At 70.4% G+C, this 21,903-nt stretch carries 18 protein-coding genes and 1 tRNA gene; 11 read left to right on the top strand and 8 right to left on the bottom strand.

Annotation, left to right across the window (positions count from 1 at the left end):
• Positions 1-721 precede the first annotated feature (721 nt).
• Positions 722-3,067 (top strand): transglycosylase domain-containing protein, encoded by a 2,346-nt coding sequence (locus tag ABZ945_RS10835; protein WP_361266872.1) that lies wholly within the window; start codon positions 722-724, stop codon positions 3,065-3,067.
• A gap of 96 nt (positions 3,068-3,163) precedes the next feature.
• Here the strand turns inward: ABZ945_RS10835 and ABZ945_RS10830 are convergent, their stop codons facing one another.
• The gene (locus tag ABZ945_RS10830; RefSeq protein ID WP_361266870.1) at positions 3,164-3,628 is read right to left on the bottom strand and encodes a GatB/YqeY domain-containing protein; all 465 of its coding nucleotides are present in this window, start codon (positions 3,626-3,628) and stop codon (positions 3,164-3,166) included.
• A 78-nt stretch (positions 3,629-3,706) separates the two neighbouring features.
• On the opposite strand from ABZ945_RS10830, the gene ABZ945_RS10825 reads away from it, so the two are divergent.
• The 3 genes from ABZ945_RS10825 (at position 3,707) to ABZ945_RS10815 (ending at position 5,508) form a co-directional block, all read left to right on the top strand.
• On the top strand, positions 3,707-4,648 hold the full coding sequence (locus ABZ945_RS10825; protein ID WP_361266868.1) for a metallophosphoesterase: 942 nt from the start codon (positions 3,707-3,709) through the stop codon (positions 4,646-4,648).
• A 68-nt stretch (positions 4,649-4,716) separates the two neighbouring features.
• Positions 4,717-5,406, top strand: coding sequence for a Pr6Pr family membrane protein (locus ABZ945_RS10820; RefSeq protein WP_361266866.1), 690 nt, complete (start codon positions 4,717-4,719; stop codon positions 5,404-5,406).
• A 28-nt stretch (positions 5,407-5,434) separates the two neighbouring features.
• Positions 5,435-5,508, top strand: a tRNA-Pro gene (locus ABZ945_RS10815).
• A gap of 147 nt (positions 5,509-5,655) precedes the next feature.
• On the opposite strand, the gene ABZ945_RS10810 is transcribed toward ABZ945_RS10815, so the two are convergent.
• From ABZ945_RS10810 to mshA, 6 genes are all read right to left on the bottom strand, one after another.
• Positions 5,656-6,018: a tyrosine-type recombinase/integrase gene (locus tag ABZ945_RS10810; protein ID WP_361266864.1), complete on the bottom strand. Its 363-nt coding sequence runs from the start codon at positions 6,016-6,018 to the stop codon at positions 5,656-5,658.
• A 1,149-nt stretch (positions 6,019-7,167) separates the two neighbouring features.
• A complete protein-coding gene (locus ABZ945_RS10805) occupies positions 7,168-7,773 on the bottom strand; it encodes a ribonuclease D (protein WP_361266862.1) in 606 nt (201 codons plus the stop codon).
• A 28-nt stretch (positions 7,774-7,801) separates the two neighbouring features.
• Positions 7,802-8,584 carry a hypothetical protein gene (locus tag ABZ945_RS10800; RefSeq protein ID WP_361266860.1) on the bottom strand — a complete coding sequence of 261 codons (783 nt, stop codon included), beginning with the start codon at positions 8,582-8,584 and terminating at the stop codon, positions 7,802-7,804.
• Positions 8,585-9,514: 930 nt separating this feature from the next.
• Positions 9,515-11,239, bottom strand: coding sequence for a methionine--tRNA ligase (metG, locus tag ABZ945_RS10795; RefSeq protein ID WP_361266858.1), 1,725 nt, complete (start codon positions 11,237-11,239; stop codon positions 9,515-9,517).
• A gap of 166 nt (positions 11,240-11,405) precedes the next feature.
• Entirely contained in the window at positions 11,406-11,930 is a 525-nt protein-coding gene (locus ABZ945_RS10790; RefSeq protein WP_361266856.1) for a YbjN domain-containing protein, read from the bottom strand.
• Positions 11,923-13,284 carry a D-inositol-3-phosphate glycosyltransferase gene (mshA, locus tag ABZ945_RS10785; protein WP_361266854.1) on the bottom strand — a complete coding sequence of 454 codons (1,362 nt, stop codon included), beginning with the start codon at positions 13,282-13,284 and terminating at the stop codon, positions 11,923-11,925. The genes ABZ945_RS10790 and mshA overlap by 8 nt, the downstream gene beginning before the upstream one ends.
• Before the next feature lie 345 nt (positions 13,285-13,629).
• Here mshA and ABZ945_RS10780 point away from each other — a divergent pair, with 345 nt between their 5' ends.
• Complete coding sequence (locus ABZ945_RS10780; RefSeq protein WP_361266852.1) at positions 13,630-14,427, top strand: class I SAM-dependent methyltransferase; 798 nt, start codon at positions 13,630-13,632, stop codon at positions 14,425-14,427.
• Here the strand turns inward: ABZ945_RS10780 and ABZ945_RS10775 are convergent.
• On the bottom strand, positions 14,420-14,869 hold the full coding sequence (locus ABZ945_RS10775; protein WP_361266850.1) for an ATP-binding protein: 450 nt from the start codon (positions 14,867-14,869) through the stop codon (positions 14,420-14,422). The genes ABZ945_RS10780 and ABZ945_RS10775 overlap by 8 nt on opposite strands.
• Before the next feature lie 216 nt (positions 14,870-15,085).
• Here ABZ945_RS10775 and ABZ945_RS10770 point away from each other — a divergent pair, with 216 nt between their 5' ends.
• Genes ABZ945_RS10770 through ABZ945_RS10745 form a run of 6 tightly spaced genes read left to right on the top strand, consistent with a single transcriptional unit; the run spans position 15,086 to position 21,701 of the window.
• Complete coding sequence (locus tag ABZ945_RS10770; protein ID WP_361266848.1) at positions 15,086-15,946, top strand: STAS domain-containing protein; 861 nt, start codon at positions 15,086-15,088, stop codon at positions 15,944-15,946.
• Positions 15,943-16,359 carry an STAS domain-containing protein gene (locus ABZ945_RS10765; protein WP_361266846.1) on the top strand — a complete coding sequence of 139 codons (417 nt, stop codon included), beginning with the start codon at positions 15,943-15,945 and terminating at the stop codon, positions 16,357-16,359. Before ABZ945_RS10770 ends, ABZ945_RS10765 begins: the two co-directional genes overlap by 4 nt.
• Positions 16,359-16,787: an anti-sigma regulatory factor gene (locus tag ABZ945_RS10760; protein WP_361266844.1), complete on the top strand. Its 429-nt coding sequence runs from the start codon at positions 16,359-16,361 to the stop codon at positions 16,785-16,787. Before ABZ945_RS10765 ends, ABZ945_RS10760 begins: the two co-directional genes overlap by 1 nt.
• Before the next feature lie 8 nt (positions 16,788-16,795).
• Complete coding sequence (locus tag ABZ945_RS10755; protein ID WP_361266842.1) at positions 16,796-18,061, top strand: ATP-binding SpoIIE family protein phosphatase; 1,266 nt, start codon at positions 16,796-16,798, stop codon at positions 18,059-18,061.
• On the top strand, positions 18,058-20,001 hold the full coding sequence (locus ABZ945_RS10750) for an ATP-binding protein (protein ID WP_361266840.1): 1,944 nt from the start codon (positions 18,058-18,060) through the stop codon (positions 19,999-20,001). Before ABZ945_RS10755 ends, ABZ945_RS10750 begins: the two co-directional genes overlap by 4 nt.
• A complete protein-coding gene (locus ABZ945_RS10745; RefSeq protein ID WP_361266838.1) occupies positions 19,998-21,701 on the top strand; it encodes a fused response regulator/phosphatase in 1,704 nt (567 codons plus the stop codon). Before ABZ945_RS10750 ends, ABZ945_RS10745 begins: the two co-directional genes overlap by 4 nt.
• Positions 21,702-21,903: the final 202 nt, after the last annotated feature.

The following is a 21,903-nucleotide window of genomic DNA, read 5'->3' as shown; positions in this document are numbered from 1 at the left end:
CCGCTACCAGTTGAGGACGTTACGGAAGGTGGGCAGAGCGCAACACCCCCGTGGGGCCCAATCTTGAATGGCCCGATCGGACTATGTGTGCGCGAGAGATCACCCAGGGGAGTGAGCGGGTTCCATAACTGACGCTTCCTCGCCTAAGCTCCTCCGAACCTGCGCCTTCACGCCCCCGGGACGTTCCGGGCTTGGCCGGGCAGGGCCGTGTGCGGCGGGCGGCGGGCGGCGGCGGTGATCGGTACGGCGTACGGGCGCGGTGTGCGGTACCCGGCCGCGGGGGTGGGGGAGCGGCGGGGAACGGGTCCGATGGACGGGCCGAGCGCGGTGGGGGTGGGGGGTCGGGGCGGTCCAGACCACCTTAGGCCAAGGCATTGCCCGCTGTCCGGCGATTCCCCGGATCCCCGCCTTCTTCCCTCTCTGCGCCCCCTCCGCTCCCCCGCCGCCTTTCTCCCCTCTCTCCCTCTCTCCGCCCCCTTCCCCCTCCTCCCCCTCTCTCCGCCCCCTTCCCCCCTCCCCCGCCTCCTCCCCCTCTCGCCCCTTCCCCCCTCCCTTCTTCGCTCCCCCGCTTCCCTTTCCTCCCGATTCCCCTCCCTCTCTTCTTCCTTTCCCTCCCTCTCCGGGCCCCCGGATGTTCCGATCCGGTACCTATCCGTACGCGAAGCCCCCGAAAGGCCCGTCCTCCCTCGGAACGGCGCGGACGACGGATTAGGCTTCGGGCATGCCAAAGAAGCGCTCGGGCGGGGGTCTGACCGGGACCCAGCAGGCCGCCAAGTTCCTCGGGGTCAGCGTGCTGTCCGGAGCCGTCCTGGCCGGACTCGCACTCCCCGCAGCCGGTGTGCTGGGCCTCGCGGCGAAGGGCACGGTCCAGGGGTTCGACGAGATCCCGGCCAATATGAAGCGCCCCCCGCTGAGCCAGCGCACCACCATCCTCGATGCCAACGGCGGACAGATCGCCACCGTCTACTCCCGCGACCGCACGGTGGTGGATCTCAAGGGCATCTCCCCGTATATGCAGAAGGCGATCGTCGCGATCGAGGACTCGCGCTTCTACGAGCACGGGGCGATCGACCTCAAGGGCGTGCTGCGCGCGGTCAACCGGAACGCCCAGTCCGGCGGAGTGGCGCAGGGCGCCTCGACCCTGACCCAGCAGTACGTGAAGAACGTCTTCGTGGAGGAGGCCGGCGACGACCCCGACAAGGTCGCCCAGGCCACCCAGCAGACCCTCGGCCGCAAGATCCAGGAGCTGAAGTACGCGATCCAGGTCGAGGAGGAGCTGGGCAAGAAGAAGATCCTGGAGAACTACCTCAACATCACCTTCTTCGGGCAGCAGGCCTACGGCGTCGAGGCGGCCGCCAAGCGGTACTTCTCCAAGTCGGCCAAGGACCTCACCCTCCCCGAGTCGGCGATGCTGGCCGGCCTGGTCCAGTCACCGAGCCGGTACGACCCGGTCAACGACGTCGAGGAGGCCACCAAGCGCCGCAACACGGTGCTGGCGCGGATGGCGGCCGTCGGCGACATCAGCGCCGCCGAGTCCAGGGAGGCTCAGGCGACGCCCATCAAGCTGGCGGTCAGCCGGCCCAAGAACGGCTGCATCACCGCGGTGGACGGCGCCGGCTTCTTCTGCGACTACGTGCGCGAGGTCTTCCTCTCCGACCCGGTCTTCGGCAAGACCCGGGAGGAGCGCGGCAAGGTCTGGAACCAGGGCGGTCTGACCATCCGGACCACCCTGGACCCGAAGGCCCAGAAGTCGGCCCAGGAGTCGATCAAGAACCACGTCTACCAGAACGACAAGGTCGCCACCGCGGTGACCATGGTCCAGCCGGGCACCGGCAAGGTGCTGGCGATGGGCCAGTCCAAGCCGTACGGCTTCGGGAAGAACGAGACCCAGATCAACTACTCGGTCAACCACTCCATGGGCGGGTCGAACTTCGGCTTCCCGGTCGGTTCGACCTTCAAGCCGTTCGTGGCGGCCGCGGCCCTGGAGCAGGGCAAGGCGGCGAACCAGGTGTACCCGGCCCCGTACGAGATGCCGTACCCGGACAACATCGCCAAGTGCGGCGGTGCCCCGTGGCGCAACTACGACAACTCCCAGAAGGTGGAGAACGAGAACGAGAAGGAGGTCGGCCCGTACCCGCTCCGTGAGGCCATGGAGATGTCGGTCAACACCTACTTCGTGCAGATGCTCGCCGACATCGGCATGTGCCCGGTCACGGAGATGACCGACAAGCTGGGCGTGGTGATGGGCAACGGGAAGAAGCTCCCCGAGAACCCCTCCTCCCTGACCCTCGGCTCGGACGGCATGTCCCCGCTGACCATGTCCACCGCCTACGCGGCCTTCGCCAACCGGGGCACGTACTGCACCCCGACCGCGATCGAGTCGATCAAGACGGCGGACGGCAAGAGCCTGGCGGTGCCGAAGACCCGGTGCAACCGGGCCATGTCGGAGAAGACCGCCGACACGATCAACCATCTGCTGGGCGGAGTGGTCGACTCCGGTACAGGTCAGGAGGCCGGTCTCACCGGCCGGGACAACGCGGGCAAGACCGGTACCACGGACTTCCGCAAGAACGCCTGGTTCGTCGGCTACACGCCGAACCTCTCGGGAGCGGTCTGGGTCGGCAGCCCGACGCAGACCGTGAAGATGGAGTACATCACCATCGGCGGGGAGTACCACGACAAGGTCTTCGGTGGCCGGGTGCCGGGACCGATCTGGCGGGACGCCATGACCGGTGCGCTGGACGGCGTGGCGGCCACGCCCTTCGCCAGTGTGACCATCCCGGAAGCTCCCAAGGAGAACCAGCCCGACCCCAGTACGAGCCCCTCGACCGGCACCGACGACGCCAAGCCCGGCGACGGCGGCACCTTCAACGGCGGGACCGGGGACGGGGACGGGGACCGTGGGAAAGGTGACGACGAGGGCGGCTGGTTCGACTGGGACAACGGCAACGACAACGGCGGCCGGGATGGGAACGACGACCCGCTGGGCGGCATCACCCTCCCGCCGGACGTGATCGGCGGCGCAGGCGGCCAGCGCGACGGCGGCACCGACGGCGGCTGGCGCTGACCCCGCCCCGTAGCACCTGATGCCAAAGGGGGCCTGCCACCGACCAACCGGTGACAGGCCCCCTTCGTCCTACGTCTTCGCCCTCGTGGGCTCCGCTCAGCCGGCGAGCAGCTGCTTGACGACCGCCGCGACCCGCCCGCCCTCGGCGCGGCCGGCCACCTTCGGGTTGACGATCTTCATCACGGCACCCATCGCGCGAGGGCCCTCGGCACCGGCGGCGCGGGCCTCCTGCACCGCCTGCGCGACGATCTCCCGCAGCTCGTCGTCGCCGAGTTGCTTCGGCAGGTACTCGTCGAGCACGACGCCCTCGGCCCGCTCCCGCTCGGCCTGCTCCGTACGACCGCCCTGGGCGAACGCCTCGGCCGCCTCGCGGCGCTTCTTCGCCTCCCGGGCGATCACCTTCTGCACCTCGTCGTCGGAGAGCTCGCGCGCCTCCTTGCCCGCGACCTCCTCCTTGCTGACGGCGGCGAGGGTGAGGCGGAGCGTCGAGGAGCGCAGCTCGTCCCGCGCCTTGATCGCCGTGGTGAGGTCTTCGTGGAGCTTGGCCTTGAGGGTGGTCATACGGACAAGTGTGTCAGGTGCGCCGCGCAGGCCGCCCACCCATTTTCCGCGACATTCCGAGTCTGGGACGATGGCGTCATGCGCGCGCGATACGGAGTCCCCCTGAAAGTCACCGCAGGAATCGCGGCGGTCGGCGCCGCCGGTCTGCTCTACGCCGCCGGCTTCGAGGCCCGCTCGTTCCGGCTGCGACGTGTCACCGTCCCCGTACTGCCTCCCGGCTCCCGCCCTCTGCGCGTACTCCAGGTGTCCGACATCCACATGGTGAGCGGTCAGCGCAAGAAGCGCGCCTGGCTCCAGTCGCTGGCCGGGCTGCGACCGGACTTCGTGGTCAACACCGGTGACAACCTGTCAGACCCCGAGGGCGTACCCGAGGTCCTGGACGCCCTCGGCCCGCTCCTCTCCTTCCCCGGCGTCTACGTCTTCGGCTCCAACGACTACTACGGCCCCAAGCTGCGCAACCCGGCCCGCTATCTGCTGGAGAAGACGCAGGGGCGGCACGGGCTGAACGGCAACGCGCCCGCCGAGGGCGTCGTCCACAACCCCTGGGAGGACATCCGGGACGCCTTCGACGCGGCGGGCTGGCTGGACCTGACCAACACCCGGGGCAAGCTGAAGCTGGACGGCCTGGAGCTGGCGTTCACCGGTCTGGACGACCCGCACATCAAGCGGGACCGCTACGAGAAGGTGGCCGGCGGGCCCGACCAGGACGCCGACCTCTCGATCGGCGTCGTCCACGCCCCCTATCTGCGCTCCCTGGACGCCTTCACCGCGGACGGCTACCCCCTGGTCCTGGCCGGCCACACCCACGGGGGCCAGCTGTGCGTCCCCTTCTACGGCGCCCTGGTCACCAACTGCGACCTGGACACCGACCGCGTCAAGGGCCTCTCCACCCACCAGTCCGGCGGCCACACCTCCTACCTGCACGTCTCCGCCGGCTGCGGCACCAACCGCTACACCCCCGTCCGCTTCGCCTGCCCGCCGGAAGCGACCCTGCTGACCCTGGCCCCCCGGGAGGCGTAGCCGCCGGGCCCCTCCCGGCCCCGGGCCTCTGATCACGGTTGTTGATCACGGTTTCGTACGGTGGAGTGATGTCTGCCCCGTACTCGACGCATGTGCCCGCCTCCGCGGTCGTCCCCCCGGTACGCCGTCCGTACGCCGCCGTCTTCCGCCTGCTGATCGCGCTGGCGGCGGCCACGGGCATCGCCATCGACCTGTCGTCTTCTTCTCCGAGCCGGATGCTCGGCCACTTCACCATCCAGAGCAACCTGCTGGTCGCCCTCGTCCTGGCCGTCTCCGCCCGCCGCGCCTGGTCCGGCCGCCCACCCCTGCGGCCCGCGCTCACCACGGCGGTGCTCCTCTACGCCCTGACCGGCATCCCTCTGACGACGCCGGGCGCGGCCTCCGGCTGGCACACCCTGGCCGACCTGCTCCTCCGCACCGCGGTCCCGCTCGCCCTGCTGGCCGACTGGTTCCTGCTCACCCGCCCCGGCGGCCTGCGCGCCCACCACGCGCTGCTCTGGCTCCTCTACCCGGCCGCCTACCTGGCCTTCACCCTCATCCGCGGCGCCGCCCTCTCCCCCGGCACCCCCGCCCGCTACCCGTACCCCGTCCTGGACGTCCCCGCCCACGGCTACGGCGGCGTCCTTGCCGACGCCCTCCTCCTCGGCGCCTCCATCCTTGCCCTGGGCCTCGCCCTGGTCGGCCTCGACCGCCTCCGCCCGGCGGTGCGCGAGCCCATCAACCGGATTTCGCCTCCGGGCGCGGGTGGGCTAGAGTAAACGTCGTCGCCGAGAGACACGGCGACATCGGGGTGTGGCGCAGCTTGGCAGCGCGCTTCGTTCGGGACGAAGAGGTCGTGGGTTCAAATCCCGCCACCCCGACGCTGGTCAGAGGCCCATTCACGTGATCGTGAATGGGCCTCTCTCGTGCCCGGGGAGCCAAGCGTTTCCGATCCAGCCACTACGTCAGCCTCCCCGGAGTCATGCGCCTCGCCATCCTCTTGATCCCTCGGCAAAGATCACGTCCATTTACTCAGCACCCTTAGTGATCACGGGCCGGAGCTGCTTGCGGTAGAAGACCTCCGTGGTCGTCTGACTGCTGTGTCCGACCAACAGCGCGATGCTTTCCAGCGGGACGCCGTGGTCTGAGAGCAATGACACGAAGCTGGTCCGCGTTTCCCGGGTTATCCACTCGTCTGGCTTCAGGTCGACGCCCGGCGTCTTGACCGCTTTGACGATGATGGCGCGGAAGTCACGTCGGACGTTGGCCGCGTCGAATGGTTCGCCGCTCCGGGTTGTGAAGACGAGACCGGTTGCGCTCCATTCCTTCCCCTTGGACACACGTTCGTCCTTGTGCCATCGCATGTGTTCCTCGAGCGCTTCGACCACCATCCTCGGCAGCCGCGCCCCAAGCGACGCTGGGAAGTCAGGCCAGGTGCCGAACGACTTCTACCAACCGATCATCGCGGCCCTTTTCGGCACAGATTAACCCACGCGTTCTTCCCGGCACCCGCACGGCGGGATGGAGACGCGGTAGTCCTGGCAGCGTCCAGCATGCCGACGCTGGAGATCGCGAGCCGTCTCAACAGGTCCGATGACGACAAAGCCACGCTCGATGCTCTGCGGGTCACAGTAGACCGGCTGGCCTCAGAGTACCCGTTTACCGAGTGAACAGCTCCTCATTGAGGAACGGCAATTTCTGTGCCGTGTCGTCGAACTCCATACGAAAAGCCTCACGCTCGCGCAGCACCGCGAGGTGCTCGCGGTGTCTGGTTGGGTCGCCCTACTGGTCTGCTGTGTCGAGTACGACACCGGCGCACGCCACGCGGCTGAGTCGACGCGCCAGGCGACCCTCTCCCTCGCCAACGAGGCTGACCATGCGGAGGTCGCAGGGTGGGCGCACGAGCTGCGGGCGTGGTTCGCTCTCACCACCGGCGACTACCGCGGCGTCATCGCAGCGGCGCAAGCCAGGTCCGAAAGGGCAAAGCACCACGGCGTGGCCGTACGGCTTGCAGGCCAGGAAGCCAAGGCGCGAGCCCAGACAGGGGACCGTCGGCAAGTCGAAGTGGCATTGGACAAGGGCGGCGGTTGCTCGAAGGAATTCCGTACCTCGAGAACCTGGGTCCACCACTTCGTGATGGACCCAGCCAAATTCGAATTTTACGCCATGAACTGCTACCGCCTGGTAAGCGAAGGAAAACTTGCATGCACACTCACCGAAGAAGTGCTGAGGGCGGGACAGAATTCGACGGCACCGAGCCCTCACCGATGCACAAACACAGAAGTACGGGTCACCCTCGGAGTCACGGCCGCGCGTGAGGGCGACGAGGAGCAAGCACTCATCATGGGGGGAGCGGGCCCTCGAAGGGACCGTCAGTCGGTACCCTCGCTCATCAGGATCAGCCGCGAGCTCGCTGCCAATGAAGCATCGCTACACCTCGGAGCCAGCCGCACGGGCTACCTCGCTCGACTGCATGCGCTAGGGCAGAAGAAACCCGGGTTCCCGCCTCAGTACCCATCCAAGTCTTGCACAGGCCCGACTTAGTACTTGAATGGGTCGGCGCAACCACGGAGCCGCAAACGAACATGCGTGGGCAAGAAGTTCTTACACTCGCCGTACAGGTCATCCAGCCCTTTCTCTTGCAGTTTTCCTCTAAGGATGTCGTAGAGATCCAGTAGTCGAATCACATCTCCGACCGCATATTCAAGTTGCTCATCGCTCAGCGAATCAGCCGTCCAATCCGTAAAGCGAATACGCTTGTCAAGAAAAAGGCCAAAGTGGCGCGCCATAAGGTACTTCAGCGAATACTTCTCTGCCATTTCCCCTGGCGAAAGAATCTTAGCGGCGATCTTAGTGCAGGCCACATTATGCGGTTCGACATCCCACGCATGCGCCATGAAGGAAAGGTCAAACGGAGCGTGATGGAAAACCTTCTCCACACGCGCATCCGCAAGGAGACGTGCCAGCAAGGGCGGCACCCTGCCTGCTACACCAGTAACGATGAACGTTCCAACCCCAGGCGAATGTAGTTGACACGTTCCAATCATCGCCTCTGCCGGTTCCAAACCATTCGTCTCAATATCCCATGCCACGCGACCGCTCTCGGCCAATCGGCGATATATATCGAGAGTGAGGTCACGGGGCATCACGCGAACTGGCCCCGAAGCAGGAGCATCACGGGTAAAGTTTGGTACTGACACTGAGCACGCCCTCCAAGTCATCCTTGAAGAATTCATAAAGAGATCCGCCCTCGCGGCATGTGAGAGCCGGGACGGAACCACTACGACTGTCTTTGTGATGGTAGAGGGTGACCACGAAGCGCTTATCTATTCGATATGCGGTGAAGGCCCTAAAAACAGGAGTTGTATAGATCTCCACCCGTCCGGTGTGATTATTGCCATCAAGTTGCTTATACCCATCAATCGCCTCATTAAGCTTGCTACGGACATCGGGCTGAGACATATTGAAGCGGGTCGAGAGCAGCTTGACGCAGGCGTTGTCATTGGGGTCAGGGAGACACACTCTGATCTTCGTGTCGCTCTGTGTTGCCAGATGCTGAAGGTGCACGTGGTGTGTGTTCCGCCATGTCGTAGCCCATGCGGCGAAGACATCAAGCTGCTTCGCTGATCCCAACGAAGCGTCCCAATCGACAACCTTGGTGTAGTCGGTGCTGATGGACTCGACACCGGAGACGTAGATGTCGTGCTTCAGCCTGACCACTTCCAACATCTCTTCAAAGAACGAGCGGCGACCGACCAGATCCCAGATTGTGGCGAGAGCAACTGAAGCGATCAAGAGCCCGCCAGTCTGGTTGGCGAGAGTCCCGAGCGACTGGTGCTCCTTGAACCAGGCAATGCCCGAAGCCCACAGCAATGCCCCACCTACGGCTACGGTGATGCCGGCCACGAGCCAGTACTTCAGGTTCGTGACCAAGCGGTACACGTTGGGAGTCGCCATCCATCGCCCTCTCTCATCTCGGCAGACGCTATCTGCTGCCACTGACAACGAAGGCAGGCCGCTGCCACTGCCCCCTTGTGCGAAGCCGACTGTATCGGCAGGTGTCGGGTCGTCTGAGGTAGTTGTCCCAACTCGCGACACCGCGCAGCCCCCATGGGGGCGACCCCTCACAATGACTCCCAAGAGGGCGCAGGATGGGGGCGGGCGTCTGGGGCCAAACAAGACGGGCCCACCAAGTCCGTCCCAGACGGTAGTGGACGATGACGGAGCCGAACGCGCAGAGCAGCACTCCCAATGCAAAGTCGCACAAGGGCTGATCGCGTTCGGGACGAAGAGGTCGTGGGTTCAGGTCCCGCCGCCCCGACAGTGAAGTACCAGGTCAGGGGCTTGATCCAGTGAGTGGATCAAGCCCCTGAGAGTTCCTGGAAACCGTTGGGGAGAAATCTGGGAGAGGATTCTTTTCGGCTTCTTCCAGGAGCAGTCTGCAGTGCCCCAGAAAGAGCGGCGCCTACGCGCCCTCGGATCTGCGCCTTCGCGAATCCGGGGCTCGTAGCTGACCAGGAACACCGCGGAGGATCGCCCCAACGGCCGTCAGGAACACCGCACACGGCGGATCATCGCTCAGCGTCTCGTCCCGACCACGCCCGTGCGCTCGCATAGCGGGTAGGGGCATTGCGGGAGGACCGCAGCTGGCCACGGAGGCAGGCATCGCCGTCGGGACGCTGAGCCGTCTGGAGAGCGAGGGAGCGATCCAGCCAGGGTCGCGTCACCGTCAGCTCGGTCGCCGAGGCACTAGAGATCTCCCTCGATGAACTCTTCCACAAAGTCCGGGCCTCTGGTCCGCTGGGGACGAAGGCCGCATGCGCCCGGTGAAGGCTGAGGTGCCGCGACCGCCGGATCGGGGCGGTCGCGGCAGCGCGAGAGGGCGGGTCAGGACTCCGGGGTGCCGCCGAAGCGGGCGCGGTAGGAGTCGAGGTCTTCCTCGGTGATCTTGGCGAAGAGGACGGGGGGGACGGTGAAGGGGGTGCCGGGGGGGATGGAGGCGAGGGCGCGGGCCTGTTCGGGGGTGGCCCAGGTGGCGGTGTCGGACTCCAGGGCGAAGGCGCCGCGCATGGCGGCGGCCGTGGTGGGGATGAAGGGCTCGGAGACGACCGCGTAGAGGTGGATCAGGTTCATCGCGGTGCGCAGGGTGAGGGCGGCCGCGTCGGGGTCGGACTTGATCTCCAGCCAGGGCGCCTTCTCCTCCAGGTAGGAGTTGCCGGCGGACCAGAGGGCGCGCAGGGCGGCGGCGGCCTTGCGGAACTGAAGGGCGTCCATGTGCTCCTCGTACTCGGCGAGGAGGCGGGCGATTTCCTCGCCCAGTCGCGTCTCCGCCTCGCCTGCCGCGTGTCCGGCGGGGACCTCGTCGCCGAAGCGCTTGCGGGAGAAGGACAGGACGCGGTTGACGAAGTTGCCCAGGGTGTCCGCCAGGTCCTTGTTGACCGTGGCGGTGAAGTGCTCCCAGGTGAAGGAGGAGTCGTCGGACTCGGGGGCGTTGGCGATCAGGAAGTAGCGCCAGTAGTCGGCGGGGAGGGTGGCGAGGGCGGCGTCGGTGAAGACGCCGCGCTTCTGCGAGGTGGAGAACTTGCCGCCGTAGTACGTCAGCCAGTTGAAGCCCTTGACGACGTCGACCTTCTTCCACGGCTCCCTGACCCCCAGCTCGGTGGCAGGGAACATCACGGTGTGGAAGGGGACGTTGTCCTTGGCCATGAACTGGGTGTAGCGGACGGTGTCGTCGGCCTCGTACCACCAGGACTTCCAGTCCCGGGTCTCGCCCGCGGAGGCGGCGTCGGCCCACTCCTTGGTGGCGCCGATGTACTCGATCGGGGCGTCGAACCAGACGTAGAAGACCTTGCCCTCGGCGGCCAGCTCCGGCCAGGTGTCCGCCGGGACGGGCACGCCCCAGTCCAGGTCGCGGGTGATGGCGCGGTCGTTGAGCCCCTCGGTCAGCCACTTGCGGGCGATGGAGGAGGAGAGCGCCGGCCACTGGTCGCCGACGGTGGCGATCCAGGCCTCGACCTCGTGCTGCAGCTTGGACTGGAGGAGGAAGAGGTGCTTCGTTTCGCGGACTTCGAGGTCGGTGGAGCCGCTGATGGCGGAGCGGGGGTCGATCAGGTCGGTGGGGTCCAGGACGCGGGTGCAGTTCTCGCACTGGTCGCCGCGGGCCTTGTCGTAGCCGCAGTGCGGGCAGGTGCCCTCCACGTAGCGGTCGGGCAGGAAGCGGCCGTCGACGGGCGAGTACACCTGGCGGATGGCGCGCTCTTCGATGAAGCCGTTCTCGTGCAGCCGGCGCGCGAAGTGCTGGGTGATCTCGACGTTCTGCTGCGAGGAGCTGCGGCCGAAGTAGTCGAAGGCCAGCTCGAAGCCGTCGTACACGGCCTTCTGGGCGTCGTGCGCCTGGGCGCAGAACTCGGCGACGGAGAGCCCGGCCTCCTTGGCGGCCAGCTCGGCGGGGGTGCCGTGCTCGTCGGTGGCGCAGATGTAGAGGACGTCGTGACCGCGGCGGCGGAGGTACCGGGAGTACACGTCCGCCGGAAGCATCGACCCGACCATGTTGCCCAGGTGCTTGATCCCGTTGATGTAGGGAAGCGCGCTGGTTACCAGGTGTCGAGCCATCCTTGGATGCTCCATTTCATGGATGAGGGGGATGAGGGGGCGAGTGGGCCCCGGGGCCGTCGCGTGCGCGTCACGGCGGGTGACGGGGCGGTGCGGGCGGCAACCGCCATCGTAGCGAACGGGGCCCATCCCGATCCCCCGGGTTTCCACGCGGGCGGAAGGACGGTCAGCCGGTGGAGGGCTGGGTGGAGGGCTTGGTGAGGTGGCTGAAGGCGTCCAGGTTGCGGGTGGACTCGCCGCGGGCGGTCCGCCACTCGTACTCCTTGCGGATGGCGCTCGCGAAGCCCAGTTCGAGGAGGGTGTTGAAGGCTCCGTCGGCCGCCTCCAGGACGGAGCCGAGCAGGCGGTCGATCTCCTCGGGGGTGAGGGAGGAGAGGGGGAGGCGGGCGGTGAGGTAGATGTCGCCGAGGGGGTCGATCGCGTAGGAGACGCCGTAGAGCTTGAGGTTGCGCTCCAGCAGCCAGCGGTGGACGCCGGCCTCGTTCTCGTCGGGGTGGCGGATGACGAAGGCGTTGAGGGAGAGGGAGTGGTTGCCCACCCGGAGGGAGAGCGTGGTGGAGAGCTTGGCGGTGCCGGGGAGGGTGACCACGTAGTCGCCGGGGCGGGGAGACTCCCAGGTCAGCTCGGCGTCGGTGAGGGCCGACTCGATGACGGCCGCGGAGGAGACGGAGGAGTCGGAGGAGTCAGACATGGCGCGAGCGTACGTGACGGCGGTGTTCGTGCAGGGCGGCGGTGTAGACCTCGGCGGTGGCGGCCGCGGCGGTGTCCCAGCCGAAGGAGCGGGCGTGCCGCGCCGCCGCCCGGCCGAGGCGGGCCGAGAGGGAGGGGTCGGTGGTGAAGGGGCGCAGGGCCTCGGCGTAGGCGGCGGGGTCGTGGCCGGGGACGAGGAAGCCGGTCTCGGCATGGCGTACGGCGACGGGGAGGCCGCCGACCGCGGCGGCGACCACCGGGGTGCCGGCCGCCTGGGCCTCGATGGCGACCAGGCCGAAGGACTCGCTGTAGGAGGGCATGACCAGGACGGAGGCCGCGCGGAACCAGTCGGCGAGGCGGTCCTGGTCCACGGGCGGGTGGAAGCGGACCACGTCGGCGATGCCCAGCCGGGCGGCGAGCTTCTGGAGCTTCTCGGGCTTGGCCAGACCGCTGCCGCTGGGCCCGCCGACCACGGGGACCAGCATCCGGCCGCGGAGGGTGGGATCGTGGTCGAGGAGGAGTGCGGCGGCGCGGAGGAGTATGTCGGGGGCCTTGAGGGGCTGTATCCGGCCGGCGAAGACGGGGATGAAGGCGTCGGGGGGCAGCCCGAGGCGGGCCCGCGCGGCGGCGCGGCCGTCGGCGGGGCGGAAGCGGTCGAGGTTGACGCCGGGGTGGACGACGGCCGTCTTGTGAGGTTCGGCCTGGTAGAAGCGGACCAGCTCGTCGGCCTCTTCGGCGGTGTTGGCGATCAGGCGGTCGGCGGCGCGGACGATCTGGGTCTCGCCGATCACCCGGGCCGCGGGCTCGGGGGCGTCCCCCTCCGCCAGTGCGGCGTTCTTCACCTTGGCCATGGTGTGCATGGCGTGCACCAGCGGCACCCCCCACCGCTCGGCGGCCAGCCAGCCGACGTGCCCGGAGAGCCAGTAGTGGGAGTGGACCAGGTCGTAGTGGCCGGGCCGGTGCCCCGCCCAGGCCCGCATCACCCCGTGGGTGAAGGCGCACAGCTGGGCCGGCAGCTCCTCCTTGGCCAGCCCCTCGTACGGACCGGCGTCCACATGGCGTACGAGGACCCCGGGCGCGAGTTCGACGGCCGGGGGCAGGGCGCCGGTGGTGGCCCGGGTGAAGATCTCCACCTCGATGCCGATGGCGGCCAGCCGGCGGGCCAGCTCCACGATGTAGACGTTCATCCCGCCGGCGTCCCCGGTGCCGGGCTGGTGCAGCGGGGAGGTGTGGACGCTGAGCATGGCGACCCGGCGCGGGGTGCGCGTCCGGCCGGAGAGGCCGGCCAGGCTCGGCAACCGGAGCCGGTGGGGGGACGACAGGGAGCCGGCGATCCGGGACGCGTACTGGCTCACGGGGGCGCGGGTCCTTCCGCTGCGGGGAGAGGGGGAGACTTCAGGAAGAGGGGAGACTTCAGGAAGAGGGGGACTGCGGGGACTTCAGGAGAAGGGGACTGCGGGGACTGACGGGGCTGCGGTGGTCGGGCGGGACTGCGAGGACTGACGGAGACTGCGGTGGTCGGGCGGGTGGCACAAGGGCGCGGCACACGGGCGGTGTCATCAAGCTCAACAGCGAGCGGTCCTCCCCGCATTTCCGCTTTGCCAATTCGTTGCATGGGGCATGGGGCATGGGGAATGGGGCGTGCGTGCGGACGGCCTTCCGACCGCCGGGGGCCGGGTCCTGCCCCGTACCCTCGTGCCATGGCCCCGCGCACCACCCGTCCGGTCGGCACCGCCACCCGCGGGACCACCAACCCCAACCGCCTGCGCCGTATGGACCGCTGGATCGCCGCCGTGCACGGCCCGGCGCTGCGGCGGGCGGAGCGGGCGCCGGTCGCGGTGGACCTCGGTTACGGGGCCGCGCCCTGGACGGCCGTCGAGCTGCTGGCGCGGCTGCGCACGGCCGACCCGAGGGTCCGGGTGGTCGGGGTGGAGATCGACCCGGAGCGGGTGGCCGCCGCCGGGCCGTACGAGCGGGAGGGGCTGCGGTTCGCGCACGGCGGCTTCGAGGTGCCGGTGGACGGCCGGCCCGCGCTGATCCGGGCGGCGAACGTGCTCCGGCAGTACGAGGAGGACGAGGTCGCCGCCGTGTGGGCCCGGCTGTGCGGGCGGCTGGCGCCGGACGGGCTGCTGGTGGAGGGGACCTGCGACGAGGTGGGGCGGCGGCATGTGTGGGTGGCGCTGGGGCCCGAGGGGCCGCGGACGGTGACCTTCGCGACCCGGCTCGGCTCGCTGGAACGCCCCTCCGACCTGGCCGAGCGGCTGCCGAAGGCGCTGATCCACCGGAACGTGCCGGGCGAGCCGGTGCACGCCTTTCTGCGTGACTTCGACCGGGCGTGGGCGGCGGCAGCGCCGTACGCCTCGCTGGGGGCCCGGCAGCGGTGGATCGCGGCGGCCGGGGCACTGGCCGGCGACTGGCCGTTGGTGGACGGCCGCCGCCGCTGGCGCCAGGGGGAGGTCACGGTGCGGTGGGAGGCGTTGGCGCCGGTGCTCAGCTGACGCCGGGAGCGAGGGGAAGGTGGACGTGGACCACCTTGCCGTCGGGTGTGGCGGTGGTGGCGGTGTGCGCGGCCAGTCGGCGGACCGTGGCCCAGCCGTAGCCGCCGACGGCTCCGGGCGGGCGCGGCCCGGACGGTGAGGCCGGCAGGGCGCGGGAGCGGTCGGCGACCGAGACCACCAGGACCGGCTGTGGGCCGTCCCGGATGATCACGGCCGCGAAGCCGGTGATGCCGCCGCCGTGCCGGAGGGCGTTGGTCGCCACCTCCGAGGTGGCCAGCAGGGCGTCCGCCACCGCGAGCGGGTCGGCGTCCCCGGCCTGCTCGGCCAGCAGCGCCGCCACCAGGTCGCGGGCCTCGTCCGCCCGCCGGGGCACCCCGGCCGCCACCGCCGGCTCCCGGAGCCCGGGTCTCTGGTCCCCCCGGTCCTCCCGCGTTTCGATCACGGCCTCCCCCGTTCCGCCACCGTTCCTCCATCCTTCGTCCCCGGCGCGACATCATGGCAGCTCGCCACCGCCCAGCCCCAGGGGCGCCGGACCGGGACGGCGTACGAGGAGGGGCCCCGACCACGGCGGACGGGCCGGTGAGCGGGCGGTTCCACGGCCCGGAACCGGGCGGGGACGGTGCCGTAGCATCGGCCGTCGATACCGAGGAGCGTGAACGTGACCCACGACGGTGGAGCTCAGCGACTGGTCGATCTGCTGACCGCGCAGAGCGACGAATTCATTTCCCAATGGGTACGGTCCGTGGGCGAATCGCTCAGGGGGCGCATCAGCCTGACCGAGCTGGGCCAGGAGCTGAACGAGCTCTACGCGGCGATCCTCACCGGTCTGGAGCGCGGCGGTCTGGCGTCCCGCGGCGAGGGCTTCGCCGAGGTGCGCAGCCTGCTGATGGAGCTGTCCCGCAACCGCGCCCGCCAGGGGTTCACGCCGACCGAGACCGCCATCAGCGTCTTCGCGCTGAAGGACGTGCTGGAGAACGCGCTCGGCAAGGGCGGTGAGGAGGACGTACGCGCCTACCTCCAGTTCTCCCGGCTGCTGGACGACCTGGGCCTGTTCACCGTGGAGTCCTACGCCCGGACCCGGGAGGAGATCATCTCCTCACAGGCCGACCAGCTCCTGGAGCTGTCCACGCCGGTGGTCAAGCTGTGGGACGGGGTCGTCGCCGTGCCGCTGGTCGGCACGCTGGACTCGGCCCGTACCCAGGTGGTGATGGAGCGGCTGCTCCAGGCGCTGATCGACTACGACTCGACCCAGGCGATCATCGACATCACCGGGGTGCCCGCGGTGGACACCCAGGTCGCGCAGCACCTGCTGAAGACCGTGGTGGCGGCCCGGATGATGGGCGCCGAGTGCGTCATCTCCGGTATCCGCCCGCAGATCGCGCAGACCATCGTGGCGCTGGGCATCGAGTTCGGCGACATCCCGACCAAGGGCACCCTCGCGGACGCCTTGCGGCACGCGCTGTCCGCGATCGAGCGGGACAAGAAGCTCGCCGAGGAGTACGGGGGTGGCCTGCTGTGACCGAGCGTGTGCCGATCCTGCGGATCGGCGACGTCCTGCTGGTGTCCATCCAGGTGGACCTGGAGGACCGGGTGGTCATGGACCTCCAGGAGGACCTGTCCAACAGGATCGTGGAGACCGGCGCCCGGGGTGTGGTGATCGACATCTCCGCGCTGGAGATCGTGGACTCCTTCGTCGGGCGGATGCTGGCGACCGTCGCCGCGATGTCCCGGGTGCTCGACGCGGAGACCGTGGTCGTGGGCATGCGCCCCGCGGTGGCCATCACCCTGGTCGAGCTGGGCCTGTCGCTGGGCGGGGTCCGCACCGCGCTCAACCTGGAGTCCGGTCTCGCCGCGCTGCGCCGGGCCCGGGCCGCCGGCCTCGGGTACGTTCCGGGGCGTCCCACTTCCGGCTTCCGCCCGGACCGTACGTGATGAGCGGCCATCCGCCCGGCGGCACCGCGCAGCAGCGGGACGAGGTGGTCCTGGACAGCAGCGCGGGGGTCGTCAAGGCGCGCCAGCTGGCGCGCACCCTGGCCCAGGAGGCCAGGCTCTCGCTGGTCGACCAGACCAAACTGGTGACGGCCGCCAGCGAGCTGGCCCGCAACACCCTGGTCTACGGCGGCGGTGGCCGGATGCAGGCCGAGACGGTGGCGGTCAACGGCCGTTCCGGCGTACGGCTGGTGTTCACCGACACCGGTCCCGGCATCCCGGACGTGGAGCTGGCGCTCACCGACGGCTGGACCTCCGGCGGCGGTATGGGCCTCGGTCTGAGCGGCGCCCGGCGCCTGGTCGACGAGTTCGAACTGGAGACCGAGGTCGGCAAGGGCACCCAGGTCACGATCGTGAAGTGGGTTCGTTGAGCTCCCCGGTGAACTCACCCATCCTGACCGAGGCCGAGCACATCACCTGGCTCCGGGTGGATGTCGGGCTGGCGATGTCCGCCCGGCGGGAAGCGTCCCGGCTGGCCAAGCGCGTCGGGCTGCCGCCCGACCGGGTCTCGGCGGTGGAGCTGGCCGCGACCGAGGCGGCGACCAACCTCCAGAAGCACGCGGTGGACGGGGCGCTGGCGCTGCGGGTGACCCGTTCCGGGCCGCACGCCGGGGTGGAGTTCGTCGCCACCGACACCGGCCCGGGCATCGCCCATCTGGCGAGCGCGCTCAGCGACGGCACCTCCTCCACCGGCACCCTCGGGGTGGGCCTGGGGGCCATCGCCCGGCTGGCGGACGTGTTCGACATCCACACCCTGCCAGGGCGCGGCACCACGGTGCTGGCCCAGTTCTGGGCGGGCGAGGAGGCCCGCCGCGCGGAACCCACCGGGATCGACGCGGGCGGGCTGACCCGGCCGATCGGCGGGGAGGAGCTGTGCGGGGACACCTGGGCGCTCCGCTCGGCGAACGCCTCGTTGGGCCGGGGATCGGGGGGCGGCCCGGGACCCGTGGCAGCGCAGGGTGCGGGGGACGGCCGGGGGCTCGTACGGTCGCAGGGGCCGGGGGGCGGATCGGGACCCGTATCGGCGAACGGCCCGGGGCTCCTACCCGCGCAGGGGCCGGGGGACGGCCCGGAGCCCGTATCGGCGACGGGTCCGGGGGGCGGCTCCGCGCAGGAGGTCACGGCCCCGGGTCCGGCCGCCGGGCCGGTGCTGGCGATGATGTGCGACGGGCTGGGCCATGGGCCGCAGGCGGCCCGGGCCGGTGATGTGGCCCGGGAGGCCTTCCGGGACAGCGCCCACACCCGCCCGCACCGGGTGCTGGAGGACCTGCACCGGGCGCTGCGCGGCACCCGCGGCGCGGCGGTGGCCGTGGCCCGGGTGGACTTCGCCGCGGGCACCGTGGAGTTCTCCGGGGTCGGCAACGTCAGCGCCTTCCTGGTACGGGGCGAGCGGCGCTCCTCGCTGCTCTCCGTCCCGGGCATCGTCGGCCACCACATGCCGCACACCCGCTCGTTCACCGCCGAGGCGGGCCCCGGCAGCGTGCTGGTGATGCACACCGACGGGCTCAGCGACCGCTGGTCCCCGCAGACCTTCCCGGGGCTCTTCGCCCGGCGCTCCACCGTGATCAGCGCGCAGATCCTGCGCGAGGCGGGCGGCCGCCGGGACGACATCGGCATCCTGGTCGTGAAGGCGCCCCGGCCGTGAGCGGCCCCCCGGCCGACGACCGCCACGTCCCCGGCCACGGCCGTGTGGAGCACGTCCCCGGGCGCACGGCCGACGACCGCCACGACCCCGGGCCCGTGGACCTCGTGCTCGCGCGGGTGGAACTGGCCGGCCATCCCGATCTCTTCCGGCTGCGCCGCCACGGCCAGGCGCTCTGCCGCGCGCTGGGCCTGGCGGAGCCCGAGCGGGTCCGTCTGGTCACCCTGATCAGCGAGGCCGGGTCGAGTCTGCTGGGCGCCGCCGGGCTGTCCGCCGAGTTCGCCTTCCGGCCGTCCGCGCCCGGGCCGGACCGGCTGGAGGTGCGCTTCGGGTGGGCGGAGGAACGGGAGCCGTCGGCCGAGATCATGGCGGCCTCCCGCCGGTTGCTTGACCTGTGCGCGCACGACAGGCACCGTCTGGTGCTCGGGCAGAACCTGCCCGGCCCCCGTAGCGCCGAGGACCTGTCGGCGCGGGTCCAGGAGGAACTGGCAGCATTGCGCGGGACCGACATGAGCGAGGAACTCCGCAACCAGAACCGCGAACTGCTGGCCGCCTTGGAGGAGGCGCGGGCCCAGCGGGAGGAACTGCGGCGCCTGAACGAGGAGCTGGAGGAGACCAACACCGGGGTGATGGCCCTCTACAAGGAGCTCTCCAACGAGCTGGAGGAGACCAACCGGGGCGTGGTCGCCCTCTACGCCGACCTGGAGGACCGCAGCCGCCAGCTCCGCCTGGCCAGCGCCGCCAAGACCCGGTTCTGGGCCAATGTCAGCCATGAGCTGCGCTCCCCCGTGAACGCGGTGATCGCGCTGGCGCAGCTGCTGCTGGCGGCGGACGCCGACCCGCTCACCGGTGAGCAGCACCGCCAGGTGTCGCTGATCGCCTCCTCGGGCAACACCCTGCTCGCCCTGGTCGAGGAGCTGCTGGACACCGCCAAGGCCGAGTCCGGCCGGCTGGAGCCGCAGCTGGTGGAGACCGATCTGCGGACCGTGCTCTACCAGCTGCGCGGCACCCTCTCCACCGCCGCCGGGGAGGGGGTCGAGCTCGACATCGAGGATGTGCCGTTCCCGGGCCGGTTCACCACCGACGAGGTGATGCTCACCCGCATCCTGCGCAATGTGCTGTCCAACGGGCTGAAGTTCACCGCCGCCGGTTCGGTGCGGCTCACCATCCGGGGCGAGGAGCGCACGGACGGCCTGTGGGCAGTGTTCACCGTGACGGACACCGGTGTCGGCATCCCCGAGGACCAGCTCGACCGGGTCTTCGAGGAGTTCTACCAGGTACGCGGCACCCACCAGCGCGGCCGCTCCGGCACCGGGCTCGGGCTGCCGTACGCGCGCCGGCTCAGCGAACTGCTCGGCGGCCGGCTGACCCTCACCAGCCGGGTCGGCAGCGGTACCCGGGTGGTCATCGAACTGCCCGCCGACCCGCCGGCCCAGGGGCGGCCCGGCACCCTCGGCGAGGGCCCGCTGCTGCGCAGTGTGGTGATCATCGACGACGACCCCGACTTCGTACGGACCCTCGGGCCGGTCCTCGACAAGCTGGCCGAGCACACCACCGAGGTCACCGACAGCAGCCAGGCGCTGCGCATGATCCGCACCACCATGCCGGACGCGGTGCTGGTGGACCTCGCCATGCCGGCGCCCGACGGCTACCAGGTGCTCCAGCAGATCGCCGCCGTACCCGCGCTGTCCCAGGTGCCGGTGCTCGTCCTCACCTCGACCGACCAGGACACCCTGGACCGCTCGCGGCTCACCCGCGCCCGGGCCGTCCTCAGCAAGACCCATCTCACCCCGGAACGCCTCGCCGCGGCCTTGGACGTGGTCCGGCCCGACCGCGAGCCCCGGCCGTCCACCGGCACCGGCACCGGCACCGGCACCGGCTCGGACACCGGAACGGACACCGGCTCGGACAGCGGCGCCGAGACCGATACGGGGATCGCGTGACCCTCCAGCGGCAGAGCGACGAACGGCCGGCCCTGGTGCTGGTCGTGGACGACAACCCGACCAACCGCTACGTGCTCGGCACCACCCTGCGCCGCGCCGGGCACCAGGTCGTCGAGGCCGCGGACGGCACGGAGGGGCTGGCGCTGCTGGAGCGGGCCGACCCGCGCCCCGAGGCCGCCATCATCGACGTACGCCTCCCGGACATGACCGGCTTCGACGTCTGCGAGCGGATCAAGGCGGACGCCCGCACCGCGTACCTCCCGGTCATCCATATCTCGGCCTCCGCGATCACCGTCTCCGACCGCACCCAGGGCCTCAACCGCGGCGCCGACGCCTACCTCACCGAGCCGATCGCCCCGGACGAGCTGCTCGCCACGCTCACCGCCACCCTGCGCTACACCCGGGCCCGGCGGCGGGCCGAGGACCTGGCGGGCCGGCTGGCCCGGCTGAACCAGATCACCCTGCGGCTGTACGGGGCGATCACCACCGGCGAACTGGCGCGCACCGCCGCCGAGGGCGCCGCCGCGGTGCTGGACGCCCCGGCCGACGCCCTGCTCACCGCCCCTGACGGGGAGGTGACCCACCTGGCCGGCCCCGGCGCCGAACTCCCCGCCGAGGCGCTGCCGTCGGCGCCGGGGGCCCGCCCGTACTGGGAGGGGCACAGCCTGGGCGAGCGGGTCGGGGCCGCGGTGGACACGGTGGCCCGGGCCGACTGGCCCCTGCCGATCGGGCCCGCCGGCGCCGACAAGGACACCGGAGCCGACCGGTCTTCCGGCACCGACACGGACACCGACGACGACGGCGGTGGCGGTGGCGGTGGCGATGACGGTGACGGTGACGGTGACGGCGCGCTGGCCGTCGCCCTGGCGCGGACCAAGCCCGGCCGGCCGCCCGCCGCCGTGGTGGTGCCGGCCGCCGCCGTGACCACCCCGCACGACCGGGACCTGCTCACCCAGCTCGCCCACACCACGGCGCTCGCCCTGGACGCCCTGCGCTCCTACAACGAGGAGCACGCCCTCGCGCTCACCCTCCAGCGCAGCTTCCTGCCCGAGGCGCTGCCCGCGAGCGGCCGGGCCGACTTGGCCGTGCGGTACGCGCCGGCCAGCGAGCACGCGGAGATCGGCGGCGACTTCTACGAGGCGGTGGATACGCCGACCGGCCTGGTCATCGCGGTCGGGGACGTCGCCGGGCACTCGCTGGAGGCGGCCATGCTGATGGGGCAGGTGCGGCACGCGCTGCGCGCCTACGCCCTGGACGGGCACGCCCCGCACGAGATCCACCGCCGCCTCGAACGGCTCCTCGGCACCCATGAGCGGGTGGTCGCGGTGACCCTGTGCATCATCCACGTACCGCATGACGGAGAGGTGCTGCGGATATCGAACGCCGGGCACATCCCGCCGCTGCTGCGCGGCCCGGACGGCCGGATCCGCATGGTCACCGAGCACGGCCCGCTGCTGGGACTGAGCCTGCCGCACGCCCCGCCCACCGAGGTCACCGCTCCGCCCGGCACCGAGATCCTGCTGGTCACCGACGGGCTGATCGAGCGGCGGGGCATCGACATCGACACCAGCCTGGGGTTGCTCCAGAAGGCGCTGGCCGAGGCGCCGGAGGACCCGGAGCGGCTCTGCGACCACCTGCTGGAGCGCTTCCCGCCGGACGGCCAGGACGACGTGGCCCTGCTGGTCGCCCGGCTGCGCTGAGCGCGCACGGGGCTGTTCACCCGAACGGCCCCGTCCCGTCGCCGCCCCGGCCCGGCGGGGCCACCCTCGGAAGCATGAGCAACGCACCCCAGGACCCCACCGGGTCCGCCCAGCACGCGTACGCCCACCACAACGCGTCCGGGGCCGCCCCGGGCGACCGGAGCACCCAGGGCCGCTCCCCCGGCACCGGCTGGGCCGCCGG

Origin of the sequence: Streptomyces sp. NPDC046887 (assembly GCF_040644755.1) — a bacterium.
Taxonomy (GTDB): Bacteria; Actinomycetota; Actinomycetes; order Streptomycetales; family Streptomycetaceae; genus Streptomyces; species Streptomyces lichenis.
Note: the sequence above shows the minus strand (reverse complement) of the source record. Positions and strands in the feature narration are given on the sequence as shown.

Excerpts from the sequence above, each read along its gene's own strand:
- ABZ945_RS10835 (WP_361266872.1), top strand. The coding sequence starts at position 722 with ATGCCAAAGAAGCGCTCGGGCGGGGGTCTGACCGGGACCCAGCAGGCC.
- ABZ945_RS10830 (WP_361266870.1), bottom strand. The coding sequence starts at position 3,628 with ATGACCACCCTCAAGGCCAAGCTCCACGAAGACCTCACCACGGCGATC.
- ABZ945_RS10825 (WP_361266868.1), top strand. The coding sequence starts at position 3,707 with ATGCGCGCGCGATACGGAGTCCCCCTGAAAGTCACCGCAGGAATCGCG.
- ABZ945_RS10820 (WP_361266866.1), top strand. The coding sequence starts at position 4,717 with ATGTCTGCCCCGTACTCGACGCATGTGCCCGCCTCCGCGGTCGTCCCC.
- ABZ945_RS10810 (WP_361266864.1), bottom strand. The coding sequence starts at position 6,018 with ATGGTGGTCGAAGCGCTCGAGGAACACATGCGATGGCACAAGGACGAA.
- ABZ945_RS10805 (WP_361266862.1), bottom strand. The coding sequence starts at position 7,773 with ATGCCCCGTGACCTCACTCTCGATATATATCGCCGATTGGCCGAGAGC.
- ABZ945_RS10800 (WP_361266860.1), bottom strand. The coding sequence starts at position 8,584 with ATGGCGACTCCCAACGTGTACCGCTTGGTCACGAACCTGAAGTACTGG.
- metG (WP_361266858.1), bottom strand. The coding sequence starts at position 11,239 with ATGGCTCGACACCTGGTAACCAGCGCGCTTCCCTACATCAACGGGATC.
- ABZ945_RS10790 (WP_361266856.1), bottom strand. The coding sequence starts at position 11,930 with ATGTCTGACTCCTCCGACTCCTCCGTCTCCTCCGCGGCCGTCATCGAG.
- ABZ945_RS10780 (WP_361266852.1), top strand. The coding sequence starts at position 13,630 with ATGGCCCCGCGCACCACCCGTCCGGTCGGCACCGCCACCCGCGGGACC.
- ABZ945_RS10760 (WP_361266844.1), top strand. The coding sequence starts at position 16,359 with ATGAGCGGCCATCCGCCCGGCGGCACCGCGCAGCAGCGGGACGAGGTG.